The 25,487-nt window shown below is 72.1% G+C and carries 20 protein-coding genes; 6 read left to right on the top strand and 14 right to left on the bottom strand.

Annotation, left to right across the window (positions count from 1 at the left end):
• Positions 1 to 205: 205 nt before the first annotated feature.
• Positions 206 to 1,375, bottom strand: coding sequence for a S1C family serine protease (locus tag EPO51_RS28025; protein WP_293357597.1), 1,170 nt, complete (start codon positions 1,373 to 1,375; stop codon positions 206 to 208).
• Positions 1,376 to 1,439: 64 nt separating this feature from the next.
• Here EPO51_RS28025 and EPO51_RS28020 point away from each other — a divergent pair, with 64 nt between their 5' ends.
• The gene (locus EPO51_RS28020) at positions 1,440 to 4,928 is read left to right on the top strand and encodes a CHAT domain-containing protein (RefSeq protein WP_293357595.1); all 3,489 of its coding nucleotides are present in this window, start codon (positions 1,440 to 1,442) and stop codon (positions 4,926 to 4,928) included.
• On the opposite strand, the gene EPO51_RS28015 is transcribed toward EPO51_RS28020, so the two are convergent.
• A complete protein-coding gene (locus EPO51_RS28015; protein WP_293357593.1) occupies positions 4,925 to 6,166 on the bottom strand; it encodes an LLM class flavin-dependent oxidoreductase in 1,242 nt (413 codons plus the stop codon). The two genes, EPO51_RS28020 and EPO51_RS28015, sit on opposite strands and share 4 nt — an antisense overlap.
• 180 nt (positions 6,167 to 6,346) lie before the next feature.
• Between EPO51_RS28015 and EPO51_RS28010 the strand changes: the two genes are divergently transcribed.
• Together EPO51_RS28010 and EPO51_RS28005 are read left to right on the top strand one after the other, a co-directional pair.
• The gene (locus EPO51_RS28010; protein ID WP_293357591.1) at positions 6,347 to 7,132 is read left to right on the top strand and encodes a PEPxxWA-CTERM sorting domain-containing protein; all 786 of its coding nucleotides are present in this window, start codon (positions 6,347 to 6,349) and stop codon (positions 7,130 to 7,132) included.
• A 79-nt stretch (positions 7,133 to 7,211) separates the two neighbouring features.
• Positions 7,212 to 8,465: an MFS transporter gene (locus EPO51_RS28005; RefSeq protein ID WP_293357589.1), complete on the top strand. Its 1,254-nt coding sequence runs from the start codon at positions 7,212 to 7,214 to the stop codon at positions 8,463 to 8,465.
• Between the two features lie 21 nt (positions 8,466 to 8,486).
• Here the strand turns inward: EPO51_RS28005 and EPO51_RS28000 are convergent, their stop codons facing one another.
• Positions 8,487 to 9,266 (bottom strand): aminotransferase class IV, encoded by a 780-nt coding sequence (locus EPO51_RS28000; protein WP_293357587.1) that lies wholly within the window; start codon positions 9,264 to 9,266, stop codon positions 8,487 to 8,489.
• On the bottom strand, positions 9,263 to 10,576 hold the full coding sequence (locus EPO51_RS27995; RefSeq protein ID WP_465246648.1) for an anthranilate synthase component I family protein: 1,314 nt from the start codon (positions 10,574 to 10,576) through the stop codon (positions 9,263 to 9,265). Before EPO51_RS27995 ends, EPO51_RS28000 begins: the two co-directional genes overlap by 4 nt.
• Positions 10,577 to 10,703: 127 nt before the next feature.
• Here EPO51_RS27995 and EPO51_RS27990 point away from each other — a divergent pair, with 127 nt between their 5' ends.
• Positions 10,704 to 11,561, top strand: coding sequence for an enoyl-CoA hydratase-related protein (locus tag EPO51_RS27990; protein ID WP_293357583.1), 858 nt, complete (start codon positions 10,704 to 10,706; stop codon positions 11,559 to 11,561).
• On the opposite strand, the gene EPO51_RS27985 is transcribed toward EPO51_RS27990, so the two are convergent.
• Genes EPO51_RS27985 through dgcA form a run of 3 tightly spaced genes read right to left on the bottom strand, consistent with a single transcriptional unit; the run spans position 11,558 to position 16,786 of the window.
• Positions 11,558 to 13,876: a TonB-dependent receptor gene (locus EPO51_RS27985; RefSeq protein ID WP_293357581.1), complete on the bottom strand. Its 2,319-nt coding sequence runs from the start codon at positions 13,874 to 13,876 to the stop codon at positions 11,558 to 11,560. The two genes, EPO51_RS27990 and EPO51_RS27985, sit on opposite strands and share 4 nt — an antisense overlap.
• 28 nt (positions 13,877 to 13,904) lie before the next feature.
• Entirely contained in the window at positions 13,905 to 15,728 is a 1,824-nt protein-coding gene (locus EPO51_RS27980) for a tetratricopeptide repeat-containing sulfotransferase family protein (protein ID WP_293357579.1), read from the bottom strand.
• A 59-nt stretch (positions 15,729 to 15,787) separates the two neighbouring features.
• The gene (dgcA, locus tag EPO51_RS27975; protein WP_293357577.1) at positions 15,788 to 16,786 is read right to left on the bottom strand and encodes an N-acetyl-D-Glu racemase DgcA; all 999 of its coding nucleotides are present in this window, start codon (positions 16,784 to 16,786) and stop codon (positions 15,788 to 15,790) included.
• 92 nt (positions 16,787 to 16,878) lie between these two features.
• Between dgcA and EPO51_RS27970 the strand changes: the two genes are divergently transcribed.
• Entirely contained in the window at positions 16,879 to 17,679 is an 801-nt protein-coding gene (locus EPO51_RS27970) for a DUF7847 domain-containing protein (protein WP_293357575.1), read from the top strand.
• On the opposite strand, the gene EPO51_RS27965 is transcribed toward EPO51_RS27970, so the two are convergent.
• The 6 genes from EPO51_RS27965 to EPO51_RS27940 are packed head-to-tail and all read right to left on the bottom strand — an operon-like array spanning position 17,676 to position 23,683.
• On the bottom strand, positions 17,676 to 18,578 hold the full coding sequence (locus tag EPO51_RS27965; RefSeq protein ID WP_293357573.1) for an RDD family protein: 903 nt from the start codon (positions 18,576 to 18,578) through the stop codon (positions 17,676 to 17,678). The two genes, EPO51_RS27970 and EPO51_RS27965, sit on opposite strands and share 4 nt — an antisense overlap.
• Positions 18,575 to 19,570 (bottom strand): stage II sporulation protein M, encoded by a 996-nt coding sequence (locus EPO51_RS27960; protein ID WP_293357562.1) that lies wholly within the window; start codon positions 19,568 to 19,570, stop codon positions 18,575 to 18,577. The genes EPO51_RS27965 and EPO51_RS27960 overlap by 4 nt, the downstream gene beginning before the upstream one ends.
• Entirely contained in the window at positions 19,570 to 20,883 is a 1,314-nt protein-coding gene (locus tag EPO51_RS27955) for a DUF58 domain-containing protein (RefSeq protein WP_293357560.1), read from the bottom strand. Before EPO51_RS27955 ends, EPO51_RS27960 begins: the two co-directional genes overlap by 1 nt.
• 4 nt (positions 20,884 to 20,887) lie before the next feature.
• Positions 20,888 to 21,844, bottom strand: a complete 957-nt coding sequence (locus EPO51_RS27950; protein ID WP_293357558.1) for an AAA family ATPase — start codon at positions 21,842 to 21,844, stop codon at positions 20,888 to 20,890.
• Positions 21,831 to 23,051, bottom strand: a complete 1,221-nt coding sequence (locus EPO51_RS27945; RefSeq protein ID WP_293357556.1) for a DUF4350 domain-containing protein — start codon at positions 23,049 to 23,051, stop codon at positions 21,831 to 21,833. Before EPO51_RS27945 ends, EPO51_RS27950 begins: the two co-directional genes overlap by 14 nt.
• Positions 23,048 to 23,683: a hypothetical protein gene (locus EPO51_RS27940; protein WP_293357554.1), complete on the bottom strand. Its 636-nt coding sequence runs from the start codon at positions 23,681 to 23,683 to the stop codon at positions 23,048 to 23,050. The genes EPO51_RS27945 and EPO51_RS27940 overlap by 4 nt, the downstream gene beginning before the upstream one ends.
• A gap of 90 nt (positions 23,684 to 23,773) precedes the next feature.
• Between EPO51_RS27940 and EPO51_RS27935 the strand changes: the two genes are divergently transcribed.
• Positions 23,774 to 24,787, top strand: a complete 1,014-nt coding sequence (locus tag EPO51_RS27935) for an adenosine deaminase (RefSeq protein WP_293357552.1) — start codon at positions 23,774 to 23,776, stop codon at positions 24,785 to 24,787.
• A gap of 87 nt (positions 24,788 to 24,874) precedes the next feature.
• On the opposite strand, the gene EPO51_RS27930 is transcribed toward EPO51_RS27935, so the two are convergent.
• Positions 24,875 to 25,487, bottom strand: a 613-nt coding sequence (locus EPO51_RS27930; RefSeq protein ID WP_293357550.1) for a hypothetical protein, incomplete at its 5' end; no start/stop codon positions are given.

The following is a 25,487-nucleotide window of genomic DNA, read 5'->3' as shown; positions in this document are numbered from 1 at the left end:
ACGAGGACGAGGCGGAGGACGGCGGCGACACAGCCCGGCGCAGCTCTGGCTGACCGCGCGCCAGCGCACTCAAGATCCCAACCACGGAAAACACGGACGGACACGGAAGGACCGGCGCACTCACGCCCCGGGGCCGCATTCCGTGTTTTCCGTGTCGTCCGTGGTTCGAAGAAAGGCGCCTGCGGCGCACGGCCACCTATGTCGCCTAGCCCTTCACCCGCACATACCGATAGGGCGCGTCCTCCCCGTCGCGGTAGTCGCCGCGTAGGTCGATCTTCCCGTCGCCGTCGGTGTCGTAGAGCGCCGCATCCGCATTGCCGTTGCGGTCGAGGTCCATGACCAGGGTGTCGATCCGGCCGTCGCCATCTTCGTCGTAGACCAGGGTGATCGGCTCGCGCTTGTCGGCGGGCTCCATCACCTCGTAGTCGGCCGCCCCGTCGCAGTCCTCGTCCACGATGTAGGACACCCCCTTTGTGCGCGTCAGCGGCCGCTCTTCCAGGGTCTTGGCCTCGCAGGCGGGCCGCGTCGTGGCCGTCGTCGTCACCCGGTCGTCCTTCCGCGCCAGGAAGGCGTTCACGTCCTCGGCCGAGACCGCGAAGTTCATGCCCTCGCCCTGGCCCTTGAAGCTGTTGATGCCGATCACCTGCAGGCCGTCGTCGATCAGCGGGCCGCCCGAATTGCCCGGATTGATCGGCGTCTGGGTCTGGATCACGGTCGCCTTGTGCTGCAGGCGGCTCTTGGTGTCCCAGGCGTAGTCGCGGCGGATCTGGCTGACGATGCCGCGCGTGTAGGTCCAGGCCTGGCCGGTGGGATGGCCGATCGCGTGGACGTCGGCGCCGACCTCGACCGTGGCCTTGGGGGCGATCGCCAGGGGCTTCGCATAGGCCGGGACCTCGGACACCTGGATCAGCGCCAGGTCGGCCACCTCGTCGCGGCGCAGGACCTTGGCCGTCTTGACGTCGGCGTCGGCGATCGCCGCGCCCTCCACCTTCGGCTTGAACACCACGCCCACCTCCGCGTAGTCGCCGACCACGTGCAGGTTGGTGACGATCCGGCCGTCGGCGCCCACCAGGACGCCGGAGCCCAGGCCCTCCCGGGTGACGATCAGCACGACCGAGGGAGAGGCCTGCTGGTAGACCTGGGTCTCCTTCGCGCCGCGCGTCACCGACCGGCCCTCGGGCTGCAGGCCGCCCAGCGCCTGGCCATAGGCGCGGGCCGCGCCGCCGCCGAAGCGCACCTTGGGCGCCGCGCGGCCGCCGGGCTTGCCGGAGGGCTTCGCCACCGGCTGGCCCAGCACGTCTTCCGGCGCGGCGGCGCTTGCGTATGATGCCGCCGACAGGGCCATGCATGCCGCGCCGACCTGGAGCCACTTCATGGCCTGTACTCTCCGCACTGGTTCGCTACGGCGGAGCCTAGCGGCATGGTTGTGGCTAACAAGCTTGATTGTAGGGGCGCCGGCGCAGGCCGCGCCCGCGCCGCCGGACCCGGCCGCCGCCGACACTCCGTACGACGTCGACGCCTATGTGAAGCGCCAGCTGCTGGGCGCCAACCTGGGGCTGGGCCAGGGTCGGCCGCGGGACGCGCTGCGGGCCGTGGACAAGGTCCTGTCGCTGGCCGGCTCGGTGCAGAACCCCCAGGCGCGCCCGGCGACGATCGCCTATGCGCTCAGCGGATCGATGGCCGTCCTGACCACCCTGGGCCAGACCGAGCGGGCGCACGGGCTGCTGAAGGCCAGCGGCGGCTTCGTGCGGGCGACCCTGCCGGCGGACAGCGTGGAGGGCGGCGTCCACCGGTTGACCGAGGCGCGCCTGCTGCAGGCGGTGGGCGACTTCCGGGGCGCGGCCGAAGCCGCCGGCGTGGCGGTCGCGGCGTTCCGCCAGGCCAGCCTGGACGAGCCGACCCGCGCCGCCCTGCTGGCCCAGGCGATGGACATGCGGGCGGCGAGCTGCGCGGTGCTGGGCCGGTTCGACTGCGCGCGCGAGGCGCTGCGGGATCACCCCGCGGCCGGCCGCGATGCGCCCGCCTATCGGATGGCCGAGGCCGCGGTCGCGGCGGAGGATGGCGCCCCCGGATCGGCCGCCGCCCGGACCCTCGCCCAGGCTCTCAAGACCAAGGCCGAGGCGGACGGCGCCCTGCCCGGGGCCTGGAGCCGCCCGGACGCCGCGGACCAGATCGCCGCCCGTCTGGCGCTTAGGGAGGCCGGGACGCTCCCGCCCGACCTGGCTTTCGCCCTGTTCCAGATCGCCGCGCGCGCCGGCCCCTCGTTCGACGCCGACGCCATGACCGCGCTGGGGCAGGCCCGCAGCGAGATGCAGCGCCGCGCCATCCACCAGGCCCTGCGCCTGCGCGCCCGCCGCGACCGGCTGGAACGGGCCCAGGCCCAGGCGATCGGCGCGCTGGCGACGCAGGGTCCGACGGCTTCGGGCCCGTTGAGCTACGACCCCGCCCGGCGGCTGGTGTTCCGCGACTTCGCCCGCCGCATCGACGAGGCCGAGCAGGGGCTGGCGCAGGACGGCGTCAGGCTCTCCGGCGCCGGCATCGCGCCGCTGAAGCGGTTCCAGGCGGCGCTGGCGCCGAACGAGGCGGCGCTCAGCGTCGCCCCGATCCCGGGCGGCCTGGCCTATATGTGCGTGCGGCGCGACGGCGTGCTGCAGGCGACCGCCGCCGTCGACCCGGCGCAGCTCAAGCTGGACGGCCGGCTCGTGCAGCAGGCGCTGACCGCGACGCATCCGCCCTCCGAGTCCTCCGATGCGCAGTTCCCGGCGGCGGCCTCGCTTCGGCTCTACGACGCCCTGGTCCGACCGTTCGAGGCCTGCCTGAGGCCCGGCGACCGGATCGTCTGGCTGCCCGGCGTCGCCACGGTCCCCGTCCCGCTGGCCGCCCTATTGCGCAGCGCGCCGCCCAAGCTGGGCCAGGGCTACGATCTCAGCCACGCCGAGTGGCTGGTGACCCGCCACGCCGTCAGCTACGCGGGCGCCGCCGGCGTGGTGCTCGCCGCGCGCGGCGGACGGCCGCGCGCCGCGGGCGGCTTCGACTTCTTTGGCGTCGGCGATCCCATCCTGACGGGCGCGACGAATCAGGGACGCGCTGGTGTCCGCGGCGAGGACCTGGCCGCGCTCGCGCCGCTGCCCGAGACCCGCGAAGAACTGGAGGCCTCCGCCAAGGGCTTCCGCTCCTCCCGCCTGCTGCTGCAGGACCAGGCGACCGAGCGGCGCTTCCGCGGCGAGCTGGTCGGGGCGTACCGCTACCTCTCCTTCGCCACCCACGGCCTGATCCGCGACGACCTGCAGGGCCTGTCCGAGCCGGCGCTGGTGCTGACGCCGGTGGCGATGGACGATCCCACCGACGACGGCCTGCTGACCGCCTCCGAGATCGCCGACCTGCAGCTCAGGGCGCTGTTCGTGGCGCTGTCGGCCTGCAACACCGCGAACTTCGACCTCGACCGGATGTCCCAGGACCTGCCGGCCCTGGCCTCGGCCTTCGCGGTGGCCGGCGTCCCTTCTACCCTGGCGACCCTGTGGCCGGTGAACTCCGAGACCGGCAGGCGGGTCGTCTCCGACGTCTTCGGCCGTTTGAGCACGGCCCCCGGCGACGGCGCGGCGGACGCGCTGGCGCGGGCTCAGCGCGCCTTCCTCGCCGCGCCGCCCGGCAAGGCCTACCTGCACCCGCGGTTCTGGGCGCCCTTCGTGGTGCTGGGCGACGGCGGGGCGTTGCCCGTGGAGACCGCCGAGGCCGGCGCTCCGGCGGTGACCGCAGTGGAGGTGCTGACCCGGCGCGGCGGCGAGGTTCTGGACGTCCGGCGCGGCGCGGGCGGCACGGCGGCGCGCTTCATCTCCGACGCCGATGCGGCCGGGCGGCGCGGCGCGGGCCTGCGGCTGGCGGGCCCCGACGGCGAGGCCTGGCGGCTGGACGCCCGCGACCTCGGCGCTTCGCGCTTCACCGTGGAGCTGGACGGAAAGCTGGTGGTCAGCGGCTACCAGCGCGGCCCGGGCGGCCGCTTCGCCCCGACGCTCGAAGCCGTCGACCGCGCCACCGGACGGACCATCGCGCGCTGGCGCGGCGACGACGACCAGGCCGCCGACGCCTTCGTGTTCGGCGGCGCATCACTGGGCGCCGGCCGCGCGGTGGTGGCCGTCGCCGAGCCGCGGGCGGAGGGCCGCGGTCCCCGGTTGAGCTTGCTGGAGGTCGACGGCGGCCTGGCCCCAAGGCCGATCGCGCTGATCGAGGCCCCGGCCGGCGCGGTGCTCAGCGACGCCACCGTGACACCGCTGGGCGGCGACCTGGTCGTCACCTTCACCGACCGCGCCGCCCGGCCGGCCGCTCGGCCCGCCGTCCCCGGCGACGACTGGGATTTCCCGGCCTGTCTTACCGAGCGCGTGACCTGGATCCGGCGGCTGGACGCCCGCACCGGCGCCCTCAAGGCCCAGCGCCAGGTCCGCGGCCTGGCCGTGGTCACCGCGCTCGCGCGCGGCGACGCGGTCTGGCTGGCCGGCTCGGCGACCAAGGCCTGCGGCGACGAGGCCAAGGCCGCCATCGTGGCGCTGGACGCGGCGCTCGCGGCGCGGCCGGTTCACACCGACGCCGCCCTCGGCGCATCCGAGGTCCGGTCGCTGAGCCCCCTGCCCGGCGGCCGCGCGCTGGTCGCGGCCAGCAAGGAGGCGGTGTTCGACTTCCGCACGCCGGCCCCGGCCAGCCCCACTCCGGACCCCTACCGCCTGGGCGACCTGCCCCGGACCTTCGCCGGCATGGTCTTCACCCTGGAGCGCGACGGCAGCGCCGGCCCGCCCCGGATGCTGGACGCCGGCAACAGCGTCTTCGTTTCCGGCGCCGACGCCAGCCGGCCCGCCGACATCCTGCTGGGCGGAACCCTGGGCGGGGAGGCCGCGATCTTCCACTTGCGCGAGGGCGGCGGCAGGCGGTCGCGCTAGCGGACCACCTCATTCACCTGGGCCTTGGCGCGGGAGGCCGGGACCACCGGGATCTCGTGGTCGGCCAGCGGCTTCATCCAGCGCTTGCGGGCCATGGCGGCTTCCAGATAGGGCGCGAGCTCGGCCGCCTTCCTGGCCTCGCGCGCCGCGGCCTGCGCCTTGAACTCCGGCATCACCTCGGCGGCGAACAGCTCCAGGGACTCCACGATGTGGCTGTGCTGGTTGCGGCCCGCCTGCTGCAGGAAGATCACCTGGTCGACGCCGGAGGCCTCGAAGGCCCTGATGTGGGCGCGGATGTCGTCGGGCGTGCCGATGCCGTTGGCGCTCACCTCGGCGGCCCGCCGCGCGGCGATGATCTCGTCGTCGCTGGCCGCGCGGCTCTTCAGGAAATCGGCGAACAGGGTCGAGCGGCCCGGGATGGCGTCATGCGCCACCAGGGCGTTGACGGCGTAGGAGAAGAACTCGAAGCCCTCCTGCCCGCGCCGGATCGCCTCGTCGCGGTCGGGGTGGACCGAGAAGTTCGACACCATGGCCAGGTTGGCGTTCACCGCGTGGCCGATGGGGACGCACTGATCCGACTTGATGATACCGTAGTAGATGTCGGCCCAGGTCTTCGCCTCGTCGGGGTCTAGGAACGAGAAGGCCAGGGCGCCGACGCCGATCGAGGCGGCGACCTTGATCGTGTCGCGGTTGGTGCAGGCCATCCACATGGGCGGGTGCGGCTTCTGCACGGGCTTCGGCACGATGTTGCGGCAGGGGAACGAGAAGCCCTGCCCCTCGAACCCGGGATAGGGGTCCATCACCATCATGTTGGCGATCTGCTCGCCCGCCTCGATGGCCAGCGCCCGCTTCTCCCGCGCCGGAATGCCGAAGCCGCCCAGCTCCAGCCGCGTCGCGCCCTCGCCGATGCCGAATTCGAGCCGGCCGTTCGAGATGATGTCCAGGGTGCCCAGGCCTTCCGCCGTGCGGGCGGGGTGGTTGTAGTTGGGGATCACCTGGCGGATGCCATGGCCCAGGCGGATGGTCTTGGTCAGGGCGGCGCAGGCGGCCAGGAACACCTCCGGCGCGGAGGAGTGCGAATATTCCTCCAGGAAGTGGTGCTCGACCTCCCAGGCGTAGTCGTAGCCCAGCCGGTCGGCGAGCTGCACCTGCTCCAGCGCCTGGTGGAACAGCCGCGCTTCGTCGCCCGGGTTCCAGGGCTTCGGAAGCTGGTGCTCGTAGAAGATGCCGAAGCGCATGGGATTCCTCCGCTGGCCGCTCTGACGGCGGACCTGAATGGCGAGTACTGGCCGCGGCCCGCCGCTTGGCAACCCCCTTCACGCGACCGGAGGCCCCCGATCGGGGGAGGTGGCGGCGATGGCGGAGTGGGAAGGCTGACTTGAATGCGGCGATCTCAGCCGCGACGCCGGAGTTTCCAGATGCGCCTCGCCACCCTGTTCGCCGCCGCAGCCTGCAGCCTGACCCTGCTGGGCGCGCCCGCTTCGGCGGGGGTGCTGGTCGCCTCCGGGGACGAGTGGCAGCTCTCGACGGCGGCCTACCAGGGGGAGTACGCCGCCGGCACGCAGGGCTTCGTGAAGAGCCTCGCCAACACGTTCGGCGGCACGAACTATCTGTTCCTGACGGGCAATACGAACATGCCGCTGTCGCAGCTTGGCGACGCCGCGGCTCAATTGGCGTCGCTGGGGAAGACCGTCAGCTACTCCACCGGCTTCGATCCGGTGGCCGCCGAGGCCTATGACGCGGTCTTCCACTTCGGTCAGCTGATCGATCCGGCGCTCCTGGCGGCCTACGTCAACGGCGGCGGCAACGCCTATATCTCCCTAGGTGCCGGCTGGTATGGCAGCGCGGCTGGCGAGGCGGCGGCCTGGAACCCGACGCTGGCGACCTTCGGCCTGGTGGCCGGCTCGACTTGGTTCCCCGGCGCCGGCTTCGTCCAGGCCACGGTCACCTCCGGACCCGCGGAGGCGACGTCGCTGATCTGGGGCTATGGACAGTCGATCGAGAAGCTCTCCCCGGCCGCGTCGAGCCAGTCCTACATCAGAGGCAGTTTCGCGGGGGGTCCGACCGACATCGGCCTGATCGGGGCCAGCGTGACATTGGCCGCGCCGGGCGCGGCGCCGGAGCCCTCGACCTGGGCCCTCTTGATCCTGGGCTTCGGCGCCGTGGGCGCCATAGGCCGGCGTCGGTGCGCCCACGCCGCCTGAGCCTGACCGGCGACTGCACGGCTCGACCTCTGAACCTTCATTGGCGCCGGGGGTGATTCGGGCGTGACACTCCGCGCCCATGGCCCACCCTTATGTCGCGTTGCTGAAGGACCGGCGAATCCGAGTTCTGTGGATCGGCCTGGCGACGTCGGCCATCGGCGGCCAACTGTTCGGCGTGGGGGCGCTGTGGCTGGCGGCGGAGCTGGCGGGGCCCAACGCGGCGCTGCTGGTGACGGCGCAGTCGGCGGCGATCCTGGCGGTGAGCATCCTGGGCGGGCCGGTGGTCGAAGCGCTGCCGCGCCGGGGATTCCTGGTCGGCGTCGACCTCGTGTCGGCCGCCGCCTGCGCCGTGGTGGTCGCCGCCTCGACGATGTCGGGCCTGAGCTTTCCCCTGCTGGTGACGGTAAGCGTGGTTCTGGCGGCGATGGGCGCCGCGCACCGCCCGGTGTTCCTGTCGAGCCTGCCGACCCTGGCGCCGGCGAGCGAGCTTAGGGCCGCGAACGGGCTGTTCGACGGCACCGTCCGTGTGGCGCAGGCCAGCGGGCCGTTCCTGGCCGCCGCGATCCTGGCCGTGCTGCCGGCGATCCACCTGCTGACCGCCAATGCGGCGAGCTTCGTGGCCTCGGCGTGGGCGGTGGCGGCGGTGGGCCGTGGGCTGGACGCCCCGCGCGCCGCCGCCCCGACGACCGGCCTCTTCCGCCGGCTGGCGCGCGGGGTCCATGCGGCCAACGGCTGTCGCGGCGTGTGGAGCGCGCTGGTCACGACCGCGATCCGCGGCGGCTCCTACGCCCTGGGCTTCACGGTCGCCGTGCCGCTGATCTTCGCCGAGGGCGACGGCGCGGGCGGCCTGGCGGGCGTCGCGGTCGTGTTCGGCGCGGCGGCGGCCTCCGAGCTGCTGGCGGGGCCGCTGGTCGTGCTGACCGATCCCCGGCGGCCTCTGCGCCGACAGTTCGAAGGCTACCTGTTGGTGGGCGTGGCGCAGGCGCTGGTCGGCGCGGGCGCCATGTTCCCCCCGCCCGCGCGCATTCCCGCGATGGCCGCCGCCGCGCTGGCGATGGGCGTGGGGCATTCGATCGCCGGGCTGCAGATGCTCACCTTCTTCAGCAGCCGGCTCTCCAGCGACGACTACGCGGCGGTGCTGCGCCTGCGCCTGGTGCTGGTGATCGCAGCGATGATGGCGGCGACCGCCGCGGGCCCGCTGATCCTACCGCTGCTGGGCGCCGCGCAGACGGCCATCGCCTGTGGTCTGGTCGCGGCGGCGGCGGCCGTCGTCAGCGCTCTGGGAAAGCCCGCCCGCGAGCTGGGCCCCGGCTTCCTGCCGCCGCCGGCCTGACGAACCCGCCGCAAGCGCGGATCATTTTGCGGCCCGGCCGACCGCCTTGGCGATGGCCGCGATCAGCGGCGAGCCCGGCAGTTCGCGCCCATCCAGGCTGGCCACCGGCCGAACGCCCGTCAGGCTGTTGGTGATGAACATCGGCGCGCCGGCGATCCGGCCGGCATTGGTGAACACCTCCTGCACCGGCACGCCCAAGGCATGGCAGGCGGCGATCACCTCGCGCCGCACGATCCCGTCCAGCACGCCGCAGTCCAAATCCGGGGTGAACACCTCGTCGTGGCGGACCCAGAACACGTTGGCGGCCGCCGCGCAGGCCACCTCGCCTGCGGTGTTGAGCATCAGGGCCTCGTCGGCCCCGGCGTCGCGGGCCTCGACGCGGGCGATGACGTTGTCCAGATAGGAGAGGGTCTTCAACCGCGAGGCCGGCGAGCGGTCGTTGCGCCGCACATGCGCGGTGGCCAGGCGCGCCGGGCCCGGCGGTGGACCAAGCGGCGCGGCGATGGCGGTGAGGCGCGGTTGCAGCTCGGCCGGGGGGTCCAGGCCTCGATCGCCGACGCCGGCGCTCCAGTTCAACCGCACCGCGGCCCGCTTCGGACTGCCCGCGGCGGCGAGAGCGGCGTCCGCGGCGGCGCGGAAGGTGGCGCGGTCCGGGGTCGGCAGGCGCAGCGCCCGGCAGCCGCGCTCCAGGCGCTCCACATGGGCGTCCCACTGACCCAATCGGCCGTCCGCCCAAAGCACCGTCTCGAACAGGCCGTGGCCGAGCGTGAAGCCGCGGTCGTCGAGCGGGATGTCGGTCATGGTTCGCCCATCAGCGCCTTGAGGATGGCGCCGATCTTGGCCGTAGTCTCCCCGACTTCCGCCCGTGGATCGCTGTCGGCGACGATCCCGCCGCCCGCGCGGGCTTCGAAGGCCCAACCCGCCGCATTTTCAGTCAGGGCGACGGTGCGGATCAGGACGCTGGCCTCCAGCGCCGCATCGACGCCGGCCCAGAACAGACTGCCGCAATAGGGGCCGCGCGGCGCTTCGTGGCGGGCGATCACCTGCATGGCCTGCAGCTTCGGCGCCCCGGTCACCGAGCCCGGCGGGAAGGCGGCGAGGAAGGCGTCCCAGGCCGTGCGGCCGGGCTGCAACCGGGCGCGGACCCGCGAGACGAGGTGGTGGACGTTGGAATAGCTCCGCAGGCCGTAGAGTTCGGGAACCTCCACCGTGCCCGGCGCCGAGACGCGCGCCAGGTCGTTGCGCATCAGGTCGACGATCATGAGGTTCTCGGCGCGGTCCTTCTGGCTGGCCAGAAGTTCGGCGGCGAGGGCCGCGTCGGCGGCGGGATCGGCGCCGCGCGGGCGGGTGCCCTTGATCGGATGGGTCTCGGCCCACAGGCCGTCCGCCTGGCGCCGAACGGACAGGAACCGTTCCGGCGAGTTGGAGACCAGCGCCCGCCCCGGAAGGTTGAGGAACGCCGCGTAGCCGGCCGTGCTCTGCCGGGCCAGCCGGGCGAAGAGGTCGAATGGGGAGGCGCCCGCCGCCAGCCGGCCCCGCCAGGGCCGGGCCAGGTTGGCCTGGAAGATCTCGCCGGCGGCGATGCGGTCGACCGTCTCGGCCACCGCCGCAGCATGGCGCCGGTCGGACGTTGCGAGGACGGCCTCGGCGGCCAGCATCCCCGCTCGCGGCGCGCGGCGCGGCGCGTCCAGCCAACTCAGGGCGAAGTCGGCGGCGGCGGCGGCGGCCCGCGCGTCCGGCCCCCGGCCGATGGCGACGGCGCGGCGCTGGCCGGCGTGGAAGGCCAGCAGGGCTGGATAGCGCAACAGGGTCAGGTCGGGCCAGTCGCCGCGGGCCTGCGGCGCGGTCGCCTCCACCTGGGCGGAGAGTTCGTAGGCCGCCAACCCCACCACGCCGCCCTGGAACGGCGGCCCGTCGGACAGCGCCGTGCCGGTTCCGAGCAGGGCTTCCAGGTCGCGGCCCGCGTCCACCACCGCGTCGGGACGCCGCAGCACGTACGACCAGCCCTCGGCGCCCGAGAGCAGGACGCAGGCGTGGATCTCGTCGGCGAAGGCCGAGGCGACCTCCACCGGATCGGCCCAGGCGGTGGCGCGCAGGGCGACGCAGGCCAGGTCGGCGGTCGGGTGGTCGGAATGGCTGGCGGGGCGGCTCCTCACGGGCGGCCTATAGCGCATCGGCGCGCTGTTGACCTGCCGCCTCGTCAAGCGCGCCTCATCGGCAAAAGGCAAGGGAGGCCGCATGTCCTACGAGACCATCCTGTACGAGGTCGACGGACCCATCCTGACCGTCACCCTCAACCGGCCCGAGAAGCTGAACGCCTACACCGCGGTGATGGGCGCCGAGCTGGCCGACGCCTTCCACTGCGCCGACAGGGACGACGCCGTGCGGGTGGTGGTGGTCACGGGGGCCGGGCGTGGATTCTGTGCAGGCGCCGACATTTCGGGCGGCGCGGCGGCGTTCGATGCGGACGCCGAGGGCTCTGTGGCGTTCAAGGCGCCCGGCCTGGCGCGGCAGGAGGGCGGCGGGTTCGTGGAGGCCATCTTCTCATGCCGCAAGCCGTCGATCGCGGCGATCAACGGGGCGGCGGTGGGCGTTGGCGCGACCCTGACCCTGCCGATGGACATCCGGATCGCCTCCTCCGCCGCGAAGCTGGGCTTCATCTTCGCCCGGCGCGGCCTGGCGCCCGAGGCGGGCAGCGCCTGGTTCCTGCCCAAGCTGGTTGGCCTGCCGCAGGCGCTGCGCTGGTGCCTCACAGGCGCCCTGATCCCGCCGGACGAGGCCAGGGCCGGAGGCCTGCTGAGCGAGGTGGTCGAACCGGACCGCCTGCTGGTCCGCGCCCGCGAGATCGCCCTGGAGATCGCCGAGAACACCGCGCCGGTCGCCGTCGCCCTGACCCGCCAGATGCTCTGGCGCTTCGCGGGAGACCGCGACCCGTCCGGCGCGCTGTCGGTGGACGGCCGGTTCGCCATGGCCCTGGGCGCCGGTCCTGACGTGCGCGAGGGCGTGGGCGCCTTCCTCGAGAAGCGCCCGCCCCGGTTCCCGGGACGGGTCTCCTCGGACATGCCGGCCGCCTATCCCTGGTGGGACGACGGCTAGAAGGTCTGGCCGAACTTCAGCCCGATGGTCCGGGGCCGGATCGGGATCGTGTAGACGCGGCTGCAGACCGACGAAGCGCACTGGACGAAGCGGTCGTTCTGGCCGTCGTCGTCGAACAGGTTCTTGGCGTAGGCCTCGATCCGCCAGCTGTCCTTGTTCACGCCGAGGGTGAAGTCGAAGGTCGTGGAGCTGGGCAGCTTGCCGATCACGGCCCGGTCGTCGGCGCGCAGGTCGGGGTAGGCCGACCCGGTATGCACCAACGATCCCTGCACATGGGCGTCCATGTCCCCGAAGGTCCACTCGTAGCGGGCGGTCAGGTTGCCCTTGAACTTGGGCGTCACCGGCAGCGACGTGCCCTTCAGCGCCTCGGGCGGATTGGCGGGATTGGGGATGTAGTCCTCGTTCAGCTCGGCGTCGGTGTAGGCGGCCGCGCCCACCAGGGTGAAGCCGTCGGCGACCAGCCAGTTGATGTCGGACTCCACGCCCTTCATCTTGGCCTTGCCGGCGTTGCGGATCTCGGTGAGGCCGTTGGCGCCCAGGAACGAGAACTGGAAGTCGTCCCACTTCTCGTAGAAGACCGCGCCGTTCCACCGCAGCCGGTTGCCCATCCAGCTCGTCTTCCAGCCCACCTCGTGGTTCTTGAGGAAGTCGGCGTCATAAGGCGGCAGGGTGCCCCGCCGGTTGATGCCGCCCGGCCGGAAGCCGGTGGACAGGGTGGCGTAGACCATCTTGTCGTCGGTGATCTTGTAGGTGGCGTTGACCCGATAGGTGTGGCCGTCGCCCTTGGTGGTCTTGTCGACGTTGGTGCAGGGCCCGCCTTCGACGATGGGAGTCGGCGAGCCCAGGGGCGCCACGCACTGGCGCTCTCCGGTGCTGCCGTAGCCCGCCCCGAAGCCGAAGAAGCCCTCCAGCGAGTTCTTGTACTTGAAGAACCGGATGCCGCCGGTGATCGACAGCTTGTCGGTGAGGTCGAACGTGCCGTCGGCGAAGGCCGCGTAGTCGCGGTCGGTGCGGAGCTGCTTGGTGAGCCACAGGGTGTCGGGCCATCCGGGCACCTCGACGGCGCTGGCGAGGTTGTCGATGCGGTAGCGCTGCTCGATGTTGTGGGTCTGCTTCTGGTAGAACAGGCCGGCCACCACCTTGAAGCGGTTCTCGGTCGGGCTGGCCACGCGCAGCTCGTGGCTGGTCTTCTTGAAGTAGTCGCGGCCCTGGATGTACTGCGACGTGTTGATGAAATTGCCGGCGTCGTCGGTGGTGTAGGCCCCGTACCCGAACAGGGTGTCGTAGAAGAAGCTGTAGTCCGAATAATCCTGGTCGGTGTCGATCCAGCGGCGCATGTGCGCCCCGGCGTACAGCACGTCGAGATTGGCCACCTTGCCCTCGATCGCCAGCGCGGCCTGCACCCACTTGTCGTCCGAGCCTTCCGGGTAGTAGCGGCTGATCTTCAGGTCGCCCTTGCTGGGGTCGGCCGCGAAGCCGCCGTCGGCCTGGGTGCGCTGGCCCATCAGGGTGGGCGTCACCGACCAGCTGTCGTTCAGGTCGATCTTCAGCGCCGCGCGGGCGCCCACCGTGTCGACCTCGTTGTAGTCGTCCTTGACCTGGCTGGCGTTGTTCACGGCGATATTGCCGGTCGGGAAGACAAACGAGCCCGGGACGTTGTCGATATAGCCGCCGTCATGTTCGGCCCAGGCGACCAGCCGCACCGCGGCCTTCTCGTGCAGCGGGATGTTCACGAAGCCCTCGGCGCCATAGCCGATGTCGCCGTGGGCCACCGAATTGACCTCGAAGTCGTAGCCGGCCTTGAAGGCGGAGGTCTCCGGCTTGTTGGTGATAATCCGGATCGTGCCGGCCTGGGAGCTGGCTCCGTAGAGCGTGCCCTGAGGCCCTGCCAGCACCTCGACGCGGGCGATGTCGTAGATGTGGACGTCGAGCGGCCCGGTGATCGTCGTCACCGGTTGTTCGTCCAGGTAGACGCCGACGCTGGGCAGCGGGCCGGAGTGGTTGTTGTTCTCGCCCGAGGCGACGCCGCGCATGTAGAAGTTCGAGAAGCCCGGCGCGCCGGTCGGCGCCGTGACGCTGGGCATGAACTTCACGTAGTCGACCGTGTCCTTGATCTGCAGCGCGTCCAGGCGTTCGGAGCCCAGCGCCTGGATGCTGATCGGCACGTCCTGCAGGTTCTCGGACCGCTTCTGCGCGGTGACCACGATTTCCTCGAGCTGGGCCTCCGCGCTCTGGGCCAGGGCGGGGCCGGCCACCGCCGTCAGCATGGTCGTGGCCAGCAGGGTCAGGGACCAGTTATGCCGGTGGTTTTTCATTGTATCCCCCATTCCAAATCCAGGCGCCTCAGGTTCCGGGCGCCCGCGGGTAAGCGTCGAGCACGGGTCCCAGCGCGGCCTTCAACGGGCCGAGCCAGGGGTCGTAGTTCCGCCAGTGGTCGGCGGCGTCGGTGAAGATTGGCCGGCGCACCTGCTCGGAGCTGGCGGTGCGCACGGCCCGGTCGTTTTCGTAGAACCGCAGGCAGGCGTCCTCGAAGGGCAGACCGCAGTGCGCCAGCAGCGCGCGCGTTTCCGCCTCCGGATCGGCCACCATCTGCTCATAGATCACGCGGTGGACCCGGCCGGGCAGGACTGCGTCGAAATGGGCCATCAGCGCGACGTAGTCGGCGTAGTAGCGGCCGATGTCGGTCAGGTCGTAGGTGAAGCCCTGGCCGCGGGCGAAATGCTGCTTGAAGCCCGAGAACCCGCAGCCCAGCGGATGGCGCCGCGCGTCGATGATCTTCGCGTTCGGCAGGGCCAGGTGGATCAGGCCCAGGTGCGCCCAGTTGTTGGGCATCTTGTCGATGAAGAACGGTCGCCCCAGCTTCCGATGCACCTCGGCGCGGGCCATGTACTCTTCGCCCAGGGCGGTCAGCTCGCGTGGTCCCAGCTCGGCCAGCGCCTCGGGATAGAGGCTTTCCGACGCGCGCCTGGCCCTGCCGCCCAGGCGACGGGCCAGGGCGATGATGTCGGGCAGTTCCTGGGTGCCTTCGACCTGGGAATGGCTGGCGAGGATCTGCTCCACCAGCGTCGAGCCCGATCGCGGCAGGCCGACGATGAAGATCGGATCGGGGGCGGACGATCCCTGCCCGGCCCGCGCGTCAAGGAACGCCGGCGTGAACAGCGCCCGGGCCCGATCGACCTGGTCGCGCGTCTCGTCGGCCTCGTAGTCCAGACCCTGGCGGCGCAGCGCATTGCCACGCTCGTAATGGCCGAACGAGGCCTCGAAGTCGCCAGCGTCCTCGCGCGCCTTGCCGAGCGCGAACTCCAGGTGGAAGCGGTCTTCGTCCGAGAGGTCGGCGCGCCGGAGCTGGTCCGCCATGGCGGCCACGTCCGCGTCGCCGAAGTTGACGGTCTTGAGGTTGGCCAGGCTCCACCAGGCTTCCCCGAACTGCGGCGCGAGGGCGACGCAGCGGCGGTAGGCGTCAACGCACTCGGACTGGCGACCGACGGTTTTCAGCGCGTGGCCGTAGCTCATCCAGACCTTGGGCTGGCGCGGCTGGTCCTTCAGCACGGCGGCGTAGAGCGCGATAGCCTGCTCGTACTCCCCGATCCGGGCCAGGGCCGCGGCCTTCAGGTTGCGGTAGCCGGGGTTCGCCGGGTCATCGGCCAGCAGCCGGTCGACCTCGGCGATGGCCGCCTGCGACTTGTTCTGGCGGTAGAGCACCGTGGCGTAGTTGTGCCGCGCCGCCGTGAAGCCAGGCGCCAGCTCGACGCAGCGGGCCAAGAGGTTCTCGGCGTCGTCGTAGCGGCCCAGGCGCATGCCGGTCTCGGCCAGCATGCGGATCGCCGCCACGTCGGTGGGCCGCGCCATCAGGATCGCGCGCAGGGCCTGTTCGGCGACGGACAGCCGGTTCTCGCAGAGGGCCGCGGCGGCCCGCACCAGCTCCGGATCGGCCACCGACCCCTTCACCGAGCGCAGGTAGGCGGCCTCCGCGGCCTCGATCTCGCCCTGGCGGCGCAGGGCGGCGCCCAGCAGGCGCAGCGCCTGCGGGTGGTCGTGGACGACCTTCAGGATCTCGCGGGCCTGGGCTTCAGCGGCCGCGGCGTCGACGGTGAGCAGACGCGCCGCGTGCTCGAGGGCGATCTCGAGGGCGCCAAACGTCTCTGTCGCCGCGCCCGCACCCGACACTGGCCCTCCACTCACATATTGCAGTTGGATGAAATCGATGATGCGCGAGAGGTGTCAACTCACGGTCGAGGTCCGGGCTCTCCCCAGAAGCCTGCCTGTGGCGGATAGAGCACGCCTGCCTCGATGCGGCACCCGCCTGGCCGATCGTCGATCAGCCACCAGGGGCCGTCCAGATCGACCGCATCGGCCGACGCGCCCACCCACATGGCCGGGGCGATGGAGAGCGAGCTCGACACCATGCAGCCGGCCAGCACGCCAAGGCCCAGGTCGCGGGCGCGCGCCACCATCGCCAGGGCCTCGGTGAGGCCGCCGGCCTTGTCCAGCTTCACATTGACCAGCTGGTAGCGGCCGGCCGCCTGCTCCACGTCGTCGGCGGTGTGGACCGACTCGTCGGCGCAGATCGGCACGGGATACTCCAGGCCTTCCAGCCCCTGGTCTTGCCCGGCGGGCAGCGGCTGTTCGACCATCATCACCGGCAGCCGCGAGATGGGCTCGGCCATGGCCTGCAGGATGGGCAGGGTCCAACCTTCGTTCGGATCGACGATCAGTCGCGCCTCGGGGGCCGCCTCGGCCACGGCCCACAGCCGCGCGGCGGGATCGTCGGCGCCCAGCTTCACCTTCAGCAGCGGGGCGGAGGCCACCGCCAGGGCCGCCGCGCGCATGGCCGCGGGAGAATCCAGGCTGATTGTCACGGCGGTCGGCATGGCGTCGGGCGGCGCGCGACCCAGCCGCGCCGCCACGGATCGGCCGCGCCGCGCCTCCAGGTCCCAGGCGGCGCAGTCCAGGGCGTTGCGGGCCGCGCCGGCCGGCAGCGACGCCAGCACCGTGGCGAGGTCCTCGCCGGCGGCCAGCCGCCGCCCCGCTTCGGCGAGTTGCGCCGTCACCGAGACCACGGTCTCGTCGTAGCGGGCGTAGGGGACGCATTCGCCCTGGCCCAGCAGGGACCCGTCGGCCAGCTCGGCCACCACCACCTCGGCATGGGTCTTCACGCCGCGCGAGATCCGGAACGGCGCGTTCAGCGGTAGGCGGTCGGCGCGGATGTGGAGGGCGAGGCTCACCACGGGCGTTGTCCCGCATCCGGGCCGGTGCGTCGACAGCTGTCGCAACCCGTGATTAGCATCGCGCCGGGATCTGTTCAGGGGACGTTTGGATGACCGATACGACCGCCGCCGCCGAACCGGGCAAGCTCGACATCGGCCGGGTTATCAGCGGGACCTTCACCGTGATCGGGCGGAACTTCGTCGCCTTCGCGGTGCTGGCGCTGGTGCTGGCCGGCCTACCGAACGCGCTGATAGCCTTCATCCAGGCGACCAGCCTCCAGGCGGGGGAGACCTTCAGCTTCAGCCCGGGCTACATTTCGTCGATGGCCTATACCGGCCTCGCCGCGCTGATCACCGGCGCCGTCCTGCAGGGCGCGCTGGTCTATGGCACCGTCCAGGACATGAGCGGCGCGCGCGCCGGCATCGCCGAATGCCTGGCCAACGGCCTGCGGGCCTTCCTGCCGCTGATCGGGCTCAGCATCCTCCTGGGCCTGGCGATCGTCTTCGGCTTCGTCCTGCTGATCGTGCCCGGCATCATGATGGCCTGCGCCTGGTGCGTGGCGGTGCCCGCCCTGGTCGCCGACCGCAGCGGGGTGTTCGGCGCCTTTACCCGCAGCGCCGAGCTGACCCGCGGCAACCGCTGGCGCATCTTCGCCCTGTTCGTGGTGGTATGGGTGATCGCCATCGTCATCGGCATGGTGCTGAGCGCGGTGGCCATGGCGCTCAGCTTCGCGGGCGCGGGGCTGGACCCGGTCGCCCTGGCGCGCAGCCCGGTGCAGATCGCGGCCAACCTCGTCAGCAACACCGTGACCTCCCTGATCGGCTCGACCGGGGTGGCGGTGCTCTACGTCGAACTGCGCCGCCTGCGCGAGGGCCTGGGCCCGCAGTGGCTGTCCGAGATCTTCAGCTAGCCGAGGTCGAACTTGTCCTTGCGGCGGTGGCCGAAGAGCATGCGGCTCTCCAGGCGTCCCCGCAGGGCGGCGTAGTAGGCGTTGAGGAAGGTCCGGTCCGCGACGTCGGCCGCACCCTCCCAGCCGATCTTGGTGCGGATCCGGCTCGCCACCTCGGCCATCGACTTGCGGTCGCCGGCGCGGATCACGTCCTCCAGGACATGCAGTTCCTTGATGCCGTAGGCGTCGAGCTGCGCGGGCGTGAAGGCGAAGCCGCGGGCCGCGCCGCGCTCCGTGTCGGCCAGGTCGGGCTGCAGCACCTTCTTCGGCGCCTTCACGACCATGGTCCCGGCCACCAGGTCGCCCATGCGGCGCCGGTCGCGGTTGAACAGCGGGAAGAGCACGAACACCAGGCTCCAGACCGCCCCGAGGCTGATCAGGGCTGCGTCCACGCCCTCGCCCCGCGCGGCGAAGAAGGTCAGCGGCAGGATGACCTCGACCTCGCGCATCGCGTTGCGGGCGAAGACCATGTCGGCGGTAAGCCGTCCCCCGTCGGCCGAGGCCACCCTGAGGCCCATGGCGCGCTTGCCGGGCGTTGCGGCGCGCGGGCCCATCTCGAACAGCACGAAGTAGAAGTTGCGCCCGACGAACGTACCCAACAGCCAGACGACGCCCAGGGCCTCGCTGCCCCAGGTCACCCGCGTGGCGAAGAAGACGCCCAGGCAGACCAGGCTGAAGACCGCGAGGCCCGCGAACAGGATGGCGAAATCGATCAGCAGGGCCGCAAACCGCTCGGCGTAGGCGCCCACCTTCAGCCGCAGGTCCACGCCCTCGGGCGTCACCAGCTCGCGCCAGCCGTCGGGCGGCGCCGCCTCGCCGCCACGGCCCTTCAGCCGGCCGAGGGCGCCCTGTAGGCTCATGGGTTGAGCTTCCGGGGCCAGTAGAAGTAGGCGAACCAGGCCAGCAGCATCACCACCGCGATGACGTAGCGGGCGTAGTCCACCTGGATCAGCTGCCGCCCGAAGCCCTCCAGGATGCCGGCCACGAACAGCATCACCACGACGCCCGCCATGGCCGTGGCGGCGCGCCGTCCCGCGGCGGCCGCGGCGTCGATCCGCGAACGCTCGCCGGGGAAACAGACGGACCAGCCGATGGAGAAACCCGCCGCACCGGCCAGGATGATGGCGAAGAGCTCCGTGGTCCCGTGGATCATCAGCCAGCCGCCCGCCTCGAAGCCCAGGCCGCGCGAGACGAACAGCGCCAGAAAGGCCCCGAACATCCCGCCGTTCATCACCAGCAGCGCCGCCGTGGGTAGGCAGAGCAGGAAGCCCAGCGCGAAGGCGAACAGCGCGATCTGCGCGTTGTGCGTGAACAGGAAGGTGGCGAAGACCGACAAGCCCTCGCTGGCCGTGCCGCCGTGGTAGAGCGTGTCGCGAAGCGACGCGGTGGTCGCGGTGGGATCGCGGCCCGAAGCCACGCCGGGCTCGACGAAGCTGTGGAACCAGTCGGCGTCGCGCCGCACCAGCACATAGGCGACCGCCGCCGCCACGGCCGACAGCACGAAGGACACCAGGGTCTCGCGCCACAGCGCCTGGACCGCCGCCGGCCAGTCACGCAGGAAGAACTTGGCCAGCCGCTCCGGCAGCCGGGTACGGGCGCCGTAGACGATGAAGTAGGCCCGCGTGCAGAGGCTCTCGAGGTAGGCGACCAGGTTCTGGTCCAGCGAGATCGAGCGGGCCACCGACAGTGACGACAGGGCCTGGCGATAGAGCAGCGGGATCTCCAGCAGCTCATCGCGTTTCAGCTTCGCCGCGCCGCCGGCCTCCGCCTTGGCGAGCAGGGCTTCCAGGCGCCGCCAGTCGGCCTCGCGCTCCGCCCGGAACCGCCAGCTCTTGAGGTGCAGCTCGGCCATCAGACCAGCCCCCGCCGCTTTACGTCGAGGTAGCTGTTGATGAGGTTGGTCGCCAGGCCGTCGGCCGGCGCGTCGACGATCTGGGCGCCCAGCCGTCGCAGCCGGGCGACCACACCCTCGCGCTGGCGCAGCATCCGCTCGGCGATCACCGCGCGGGAGACGTCGTCAGCGTCGGCCGGCTCGCGCCCAACCAGCGTCTCCAGCTCTTCGTCGCGGAACACCACGAACAGCACGAGGTGGGTGCGCATCAGGCGGGCGACGTTCTCGATCATCAGCTCCGCCGAGGTGGCGTCGGCGAAGTCCGTGAACACCACCACCACCGCCCGGCGGTCCAGCCGGCCGGCGAGCGCGGTCAGGCCCAGGGTGAAGTTGGTCTCCTCCGTCGAATAGTCGATCCCGGCGCACAGCTTCTGCAGCAGCGGGAAGGCCGCGGGGCCGGACGCCAGCCCGCTGGCCAGCCGCGGTTTGGAATCGAAGGCGAAGACGCCCACCCGGTCGCCCATTCGCAGGGAGACGAAGGCCAGCAGCAGGGCCGCGTTGATCGCCCGGTCGATGCGCGGCAGGCCGGCGGCGGGCGCGCTCATCAGGCGGCCGGTGTCCAGCGCCAGCAGGATGTGGTGGTTGCGTTCGGTGCGGTACTCGCGGCCGATCAGCTTGCCGTGGCGGGCCGACTGTTTCCAGTCGATGTCGCCCAGGTCCATGCCGGTCTGGAATTCCTTCAGGGCGTGGAAGTCCGAGCCCTCGCCGGCGTCGGTGAGCGGCTTGGCGCCCAGCGGCGCGTCGCGGGCGAAGAGCCGCAACGCCTGTTCCTTCACGCCCACCACATCGGGCGTCACCGCCAGCGGCGGGCCGGGAGGTTCATGCCGCTGCAGCCAGACCAGGCCCAGGGGGCCGCGCCAGCGCGCCCACAAGCCTTCGATCCGGCCCTCACCGCGCCGGGTGGGCGACAGCCGCACGTCGACCTGGGCGTGGCCGCCGTCGACGGCCACCGACCGGCGGTTCGGATCGGCGGCCAGGCGATCGTTCACGCCGACGGCCAGTTCCACACGGCCGGGCGCACGTCCCTCGAAAGCCGCGGTGAGGCGCGCGGTCTCCGGCCGGCCCACGCCCATGAAGCGGGGCGAGGCGAAGGCCAGGGTCAGCCGTCGCGGCGGGGCGGCCAGCATCACGTCGGCCAGCATCAGCCCGACGGCCAGCACGATCCACGCCGCCGCCGCCGTCCACAGCCCCGGCGCCAGCAAGGCGACGCCCAGGGCCGGGGCGGCGCCCACGGCCATCAGCGCGATCGCGCGGCGGGTGGGATAGAGGCGCAACGGGCTAGCGCGGCGCGGCGGCGAGGTCGACGAGGCCCTGCAGGATCTGGTCGGGACGCCGCCCGTCGATCTCGGCGGCCGGCGACAGGATCACCCTGTGGCGCAGCGTCGGCAGGGCCAGGGCCTTCACGTCGTCGGGGATCACGTAGTCGCGGCCGTCCAGCGCGGCCCGCGACCGCGCCGCCAGCGCCAGTTGCGCGGCGCTGCGGGGCGAGGCCCCGCTGGACAGGTCGGGCGTCTCGCGGGTCGAGCGCACCAGGTCCAGGACGTAGTCGACGATCTCGTCGGTCAGGCGCACGGCCGCCACCGCCTTGTGCGCCTCGCCGAGCTGTTTCGCGGTGACGGCCCGCGAGACGCCGCGCGCAGCCGGGTCGGAGTGGCCGCTCTGCATGCCGTATTCGGCGACAATCCGGCGCTCCTCGTCGCGGCTGGGGTAGCCCAGCGTCTGTTTGAACAGGAAGCGGTCCAGCTGGGCCTCGGGCAGCGGATAGGTGCCCTGCTGCTCCAGCGGGTTCTCCGTGGCGACCACCATGAAGCTGTCGGAAAGCTCGCGCGCCTTGCCGTCGATGGTGACGCGCCGCTCCTGCATGGCTTCGAGCAGGGCCGCCTGGGTCTTGGGCGGGGTGCGGTTGATCTCGTCGGCCAGCAGCAGTTCGCAGAACAGCGGCCCTTCGGTCAGCGAGAAGGTCGAGGTCTGGAAGTTGAAGACGTTGGACCCGATGATGTCGGCCGGCATCAGGTCCGGCGTGAACTGGATGCGCCCGAAGTCGAGACCCAGCGTGCGCGCGAAGCACTGCGCCAGGTAGGTCTTGGCCACGCCGGGCGGGCCCTCCAGCAGCACGTGGCCGCGGGCGAACAGCGCCGTCAGCAGCAGGTCGATGGTATCCTGCTGGCCCACGATGGCCTTGCCGATCTCGGCGCGGACCTTGTCGGCCAGCGCCTTCACCTCAGCGACGTTCACGCGTCATCTCCCCTCGCCACTCGTAGAGCTTCTTCGCCACGGCCGTGAGGTCGTCGCGGGTCTTCGCCGTCTCGGCCTCGGCCGCCAGCTCGGCGGGCGGGGTCGCGCCGCGCCGTCGGGCCAGGTCGTCCAGCCAATGTTCTTCCGCCGTGTGCCCGCCGGCCGCGCGCGCCACCAGGGCCCGGGTCAGGGCCGCATAGGCCGGCGCCAGCTCGTGTTCCTTGCGCGCCATCCGCACCAGGTCGGCGGAATTGTCCACCAGCGCCCGCGCGCCCAGGGCGAACGCCCGCCCGCTGCGGCGAGGCTGGCCGAACCGGGCCAGGGCGTGCAGGCCCATCAGCACCGCGGCCGCCACCGCGATCAGGGTCGCCGCCAGCCAAGGCGGCTCCAGCATCAGCCGCGCCAGGCCGCGGCCGCGCTCCAGCCCGTTCAGGGTCACGTCGAACAGGATCGGCCGCTCGTCGCCCCGGGCCGTGTCGAGGATGAGGGCGCCGGCGCGGGCCGTGTCGCGGCTGGCCAGGCCCTGGTTGTTGAGCAGGTCCGGGTCGGCCAGCACCCAGATGCTGGGCGTCTTGGCCGACTGGACCAGCACCGCGTTGCCGGCCTCGTCCACCAGCAACGGAACCCAGCCCTCGCCGGCGATGGTGCGGAGGCTGTCGATCTTGCCCAGGCGCAGGCCGGGCACGCCGAAGAAGGCGCCGTCGGCCCCGCGCAGGGTCGGTTGGGTGACGCCTTTTCGCACGCTCAGCCGGGTCTGGGGCGCGTAGGACTTCAGCATCTCCTGGAAGGCCGCATCGTCCCTCATCACCCCGGCCTTGCGGACGAAGGCCGGGCGGACGGGGTCGCGCATCGCCACCCACTTCGGCAGGACGATCAGGGTCCGCGCGCCCTTCGGATAGTTGCGCAGCTCGTCTGGGCTCAGGCCGGGCTCCGGGGTCAGGACCACCACCGCCCCGGAGGGACGCGTGGGCCGCGTGCGGCTGACCAGCACCGAGGCGCCCAGGCCCTGCATCAGGATCGGCGCGCCGGCGTAGCCGACGGCGGACTTCGACAGCGCGTGCGCGCGGCCGTCCTGGCCGGAGCGCAGGTCGGGCGCATAGGCCGACAGGACCGCGAACCCGGCGGCGGCCACGATGCCCACCAGCACCAGGGCCACGATGGCGCCAGCGGCGAAGGTCGGCGGCTTGGCTTGTGCGGGTTCGCTCATCGCCAGCCCTCCGCGAAGGCGAAGGCCTCGTAGTCCCGGCGCGCCGCCCCGAACGCGTCGGCGCCGGCGGGCCGGCCGCCGAAGAAGGTCAGCTCCACGGCGCGGGCCAGCCGGGCGAAGGCGTCGCGCGGCGCGGCGGGCAGGGTCTCCAGCCCCGCGATGTCGCGGCTGGTCAGGGCCGGCTTCACCGCGCCGGGCCGGCGCGCCCGCAGGTCGTCGATCGAGCGGAACAGCAGCAGGTGGATCGCCTCCTCGAACCGGCCCGCCGCGGCCAGGCCGTCGGCGTCCGCCAGCAGGGCCCGGGCCTGCTCGGGCTCGGGCCGCCAGTCGGTGGCCGCGACCTCAGTCCTCCGGCGCCGGAACCAGCGGTCGGGGATCAGCTCGCGGGCGATGAAGTAGAGGATCAGGGCCGCGCCCAGGATCACGCCGCCCCAGAAGACGTACTTCAGCGCCGGGCCGATCGCCTGGAGGAGCTTCACCAGCGGCTCGATCCAGGGCGGCGGCGCGGGCGGGGCCGGCATGCCGCCGAAGTCGAACTGGATGCCGCGGGTCTTCAGCAACGCCTCGTGGGCCTGGGCGAGCTTCTGCTCGGCCGTCTGGGCGCCCGCCGCCGCCACGCCTGAACCCTGCACGCACACTCCCGAGTTGCGGGACGAACCTAGACGACCGCCAGCTTGCCGCAAGCCTTGACCCGGGACAGCTTTCCCGGTGACGACATCGGCATGACCGACGCCGACTTCATCCGCGGCCTGCCCAAGGCCGAACTGCACCTGCACATCGAGGGCAGCCTGGAGCCCGAGCTGATGTTCGAGCTGGCCCGCCGCAACGGGATCGACCTGCCGTTCAAGACGGTGGAGGAGGTGCGCGCCGCCTACGCCTTCTCGAACCTGCAGGACTTCCTGGACATCTATTACCAGGGCGCCGGGGTGCTGATCGCCGAGCGCGACTTCCACGACCTGGCCATGGCCTATTTCCGCCGGGTGGCCGCCGACGGCTGCAAGCACGTGGAACTGTTCTTCGATCCCCAGACCCACACCGACCGCGGCGTGGCGTTCGGGACGGTGATGGACGGGTTGCTGGCGGGGATGGCCGAGGCCGAACGGGACCTGGGGGTCACCTCCAGCCTGATCCTCTGCTTCCTGCGCCACCTGGACGAGGACGCCGCCTTCGCGACGCTGAAGGACGCCGAGCCGTACCTGGACCGGATCGCCGGCGTCGGCCTGGACAGCTCCGAGGTCGGCCACCCGCCGTCGAAGTTCGCCCGGGTGTTCGCCGCCGCCAGGGCCAGGGGCCTGAAGGTGGTCGCCCACGCCGGCGAGGAGGGCCCGCCGGAGTATGTGTGGGAGGCGCTGGACATCCTGCACGTCGACCGCATCGACCACGGCAACCGGGCGCTGGAGGACGAGGCGCTGGTCAAGCGGCTGGTCGCCGAGGGCATGACGCTGACGGTCTGCCCGCTCTCGAATTTGAAGCTCTGCGTGGTCGACGACCTGAAGTCCCACCCGCTGAAGCGGATGCTGCGGCTGGGGCTGAAGGCGACGCTGAACTCGGACGACCCGGCCTATTTCGGCGGGTACTTAGGCGAGAACTGGACGCAGACCGCGGCGGCGCTGGGGCTGTCGCGGGACGAGCTGGTGACCCTGGCGAAGAACAGCTTCACCGGGTCGTTCTTGCCGAAGGAGGCGGTGGAGCGGCGGTTGGCGGAGATCGACGCTTACGTGGCGGGGGTGGGGTAGGCGGGCGGATCATGGGGCGGCGCCGGCTGCGCAGCTGCGCGTCCGATGTGGGGATCGAAGTGGCGGCGCATCCAGACTCAATACCGCTCACCCCGACGCCTTCCACGGCGGCTCGGCGTAGCCCTTCAGGTCTTCCAGCCAGCTCTTGAGCACCTCGACGCCGGGGTCGGGCAGGTCGCGCCAGCGGGCGACGTTCTTAGGATCGAGATCCATTTCGGCGCAGATGTCGGCCACGTGCTCGTCGAGGTCGCGGCTGACGAAGGCGTCCTCGCAGCGCTCGTCGATCAGCCAGTCTTCCAGGCGGCGATAGAGTTCGCCCTCAAGCTGCTGCTCGGACTCCAGCTCGCTCTTCTCGAACCCCTCGGTCCAGATGACCCGGCGGACGGCGGTGCGCAGGTCGCTGGCGCGCCGGTTGGCGGCGTCGATGTCGCGGGGAAATCGGCGCCGGGGTTCCTCCTCCGGCGGCGGTTCGAGCATCGCCGCGCGGCGGGCCTCCTGGGCTTCCTCACGCGCCTCACGGGCGGCGGAGCGGTCGAACCGCTCGTGCAGGGCCAGGGACTGGCGGAGCGAACGGCCCATCCGCTGGTAGGTGCGGCCCTTCTCGGCCTCCTCGGGCGTGTCGATGGCGGCCAGGTAGCTGGCGTGCGCGGCCTCGGCGGCCACGAGATCCAGCTCGGCCAGCCGCGCCAGCATCTGCTGG

Origin of the sequence: Phenylobacterium sp. (genome assembly GCF_004297125.1) — a bacterium.
Taxonomy (GTDB): Bacteria; Pseudomonadota; Alphaproteobacteria; order Caulobacterales; family Caulobacteraceae; genus Phenylobacterium.
The sequence above is the reverse complement of the archived record's forward strand: the minus strand, read 5'-3'. Positions and strand labels throughout refer to the sequence as shown.

What these genes read in the sequence shown, in the direction of transcription:
- EPO51_RS27985 (WP_293357581.1), bottom strand. Translation starts at nt 13,876, where the DNA reads ATGAAAAACCACCGGCATAACTGGTCCCTGACCCTGCTGGCCACGACC.
- EPO51_RS27990 (WP_293357583.1), top strand. Translation starts at nt 10,704, where the DNA reads ATGTCCTACGAGACCATCCTGTACGAGGTCGACGGACCCATCCTGACC.
- EPO51_RS28010 (WP_293357591.1), top strand. Translation starts at nt 6,347, where the DNA reads ATGCGCCTCGCCACCCTGTTCGCCGCCGCAGCCTGCAGCCTGACCCTG.
- EPO51_RS27935 (WP_293357552.1), top strand. Translation starts at nt 23,774, where the DNA reads ATGACCGACGCCGACTTCATCCGCGGCCTGCCCAAGGCCGAACTGCAC.
- EPO51_RS27945 (WP_293357556.1), bottom strand. Translation starts at nt 23,051, where the DNA reads ATGAGCGAACCCGCACAAGCCAAGCCGCCGACCTTCGCCGCTGGCGCC.
- EPO51_RS27970 (WP_293357575.1), top strand. Translation starts at nt 16,879, where the DNA reads ATGACCGATACGACCGCCGCCGCCGAACCGGGCAAGCTCGACATCGGC.
- EPO51_RS28025 (WP_293357597.1), bottom strand. Translation starts at nt 1,375, where the DNA reads ATGAAGTGGCTCCAGGTCGGCGCGGCATGCATGGCCCTGTCGGCGGCA.
- EPO51_RS28015 (WP_293357593.1), bottom strand. Translation starts at nt 6,166, where the DNA reads ATGCGCTTCGGCATCTTCTACGAGCACCAGCTTCCGAAGCCCTGGAAC.
- EPO51_RS27960 (WP_293357562.1), bottom strand. Translation starts at nt 19,570, where the DNA reads ATGGCCGAGCTGCACCTCAAGAGCTGGCGGTTCCGGGCGGAGCGCGAG.
- EPO51_RS27965 (WP_293357573.1), bottom strand. Translation starts at nt 18,578, where the DNA reads ATGAGCCTACAGGGCGCCCTCGGCCGGCTGAAGGGCCGTGGCGGCGAG.
- EPO51_RS28000 (WP_293357587.1), bottom strand. Translation starts at nt 9,266, where the DNA reads ATGACCGACATCCCGCTCGACGACCGCGGCTTCACGCTCGGCCACGGC.
- EPO51_RS28005 (WP_293357589.1), top strand. Translation starts at nt 7,212, where the DNA reads ATGGCCCACCCTTATGTCGCGTTGCTGAAGGACCGGCGAATCCGAGTT.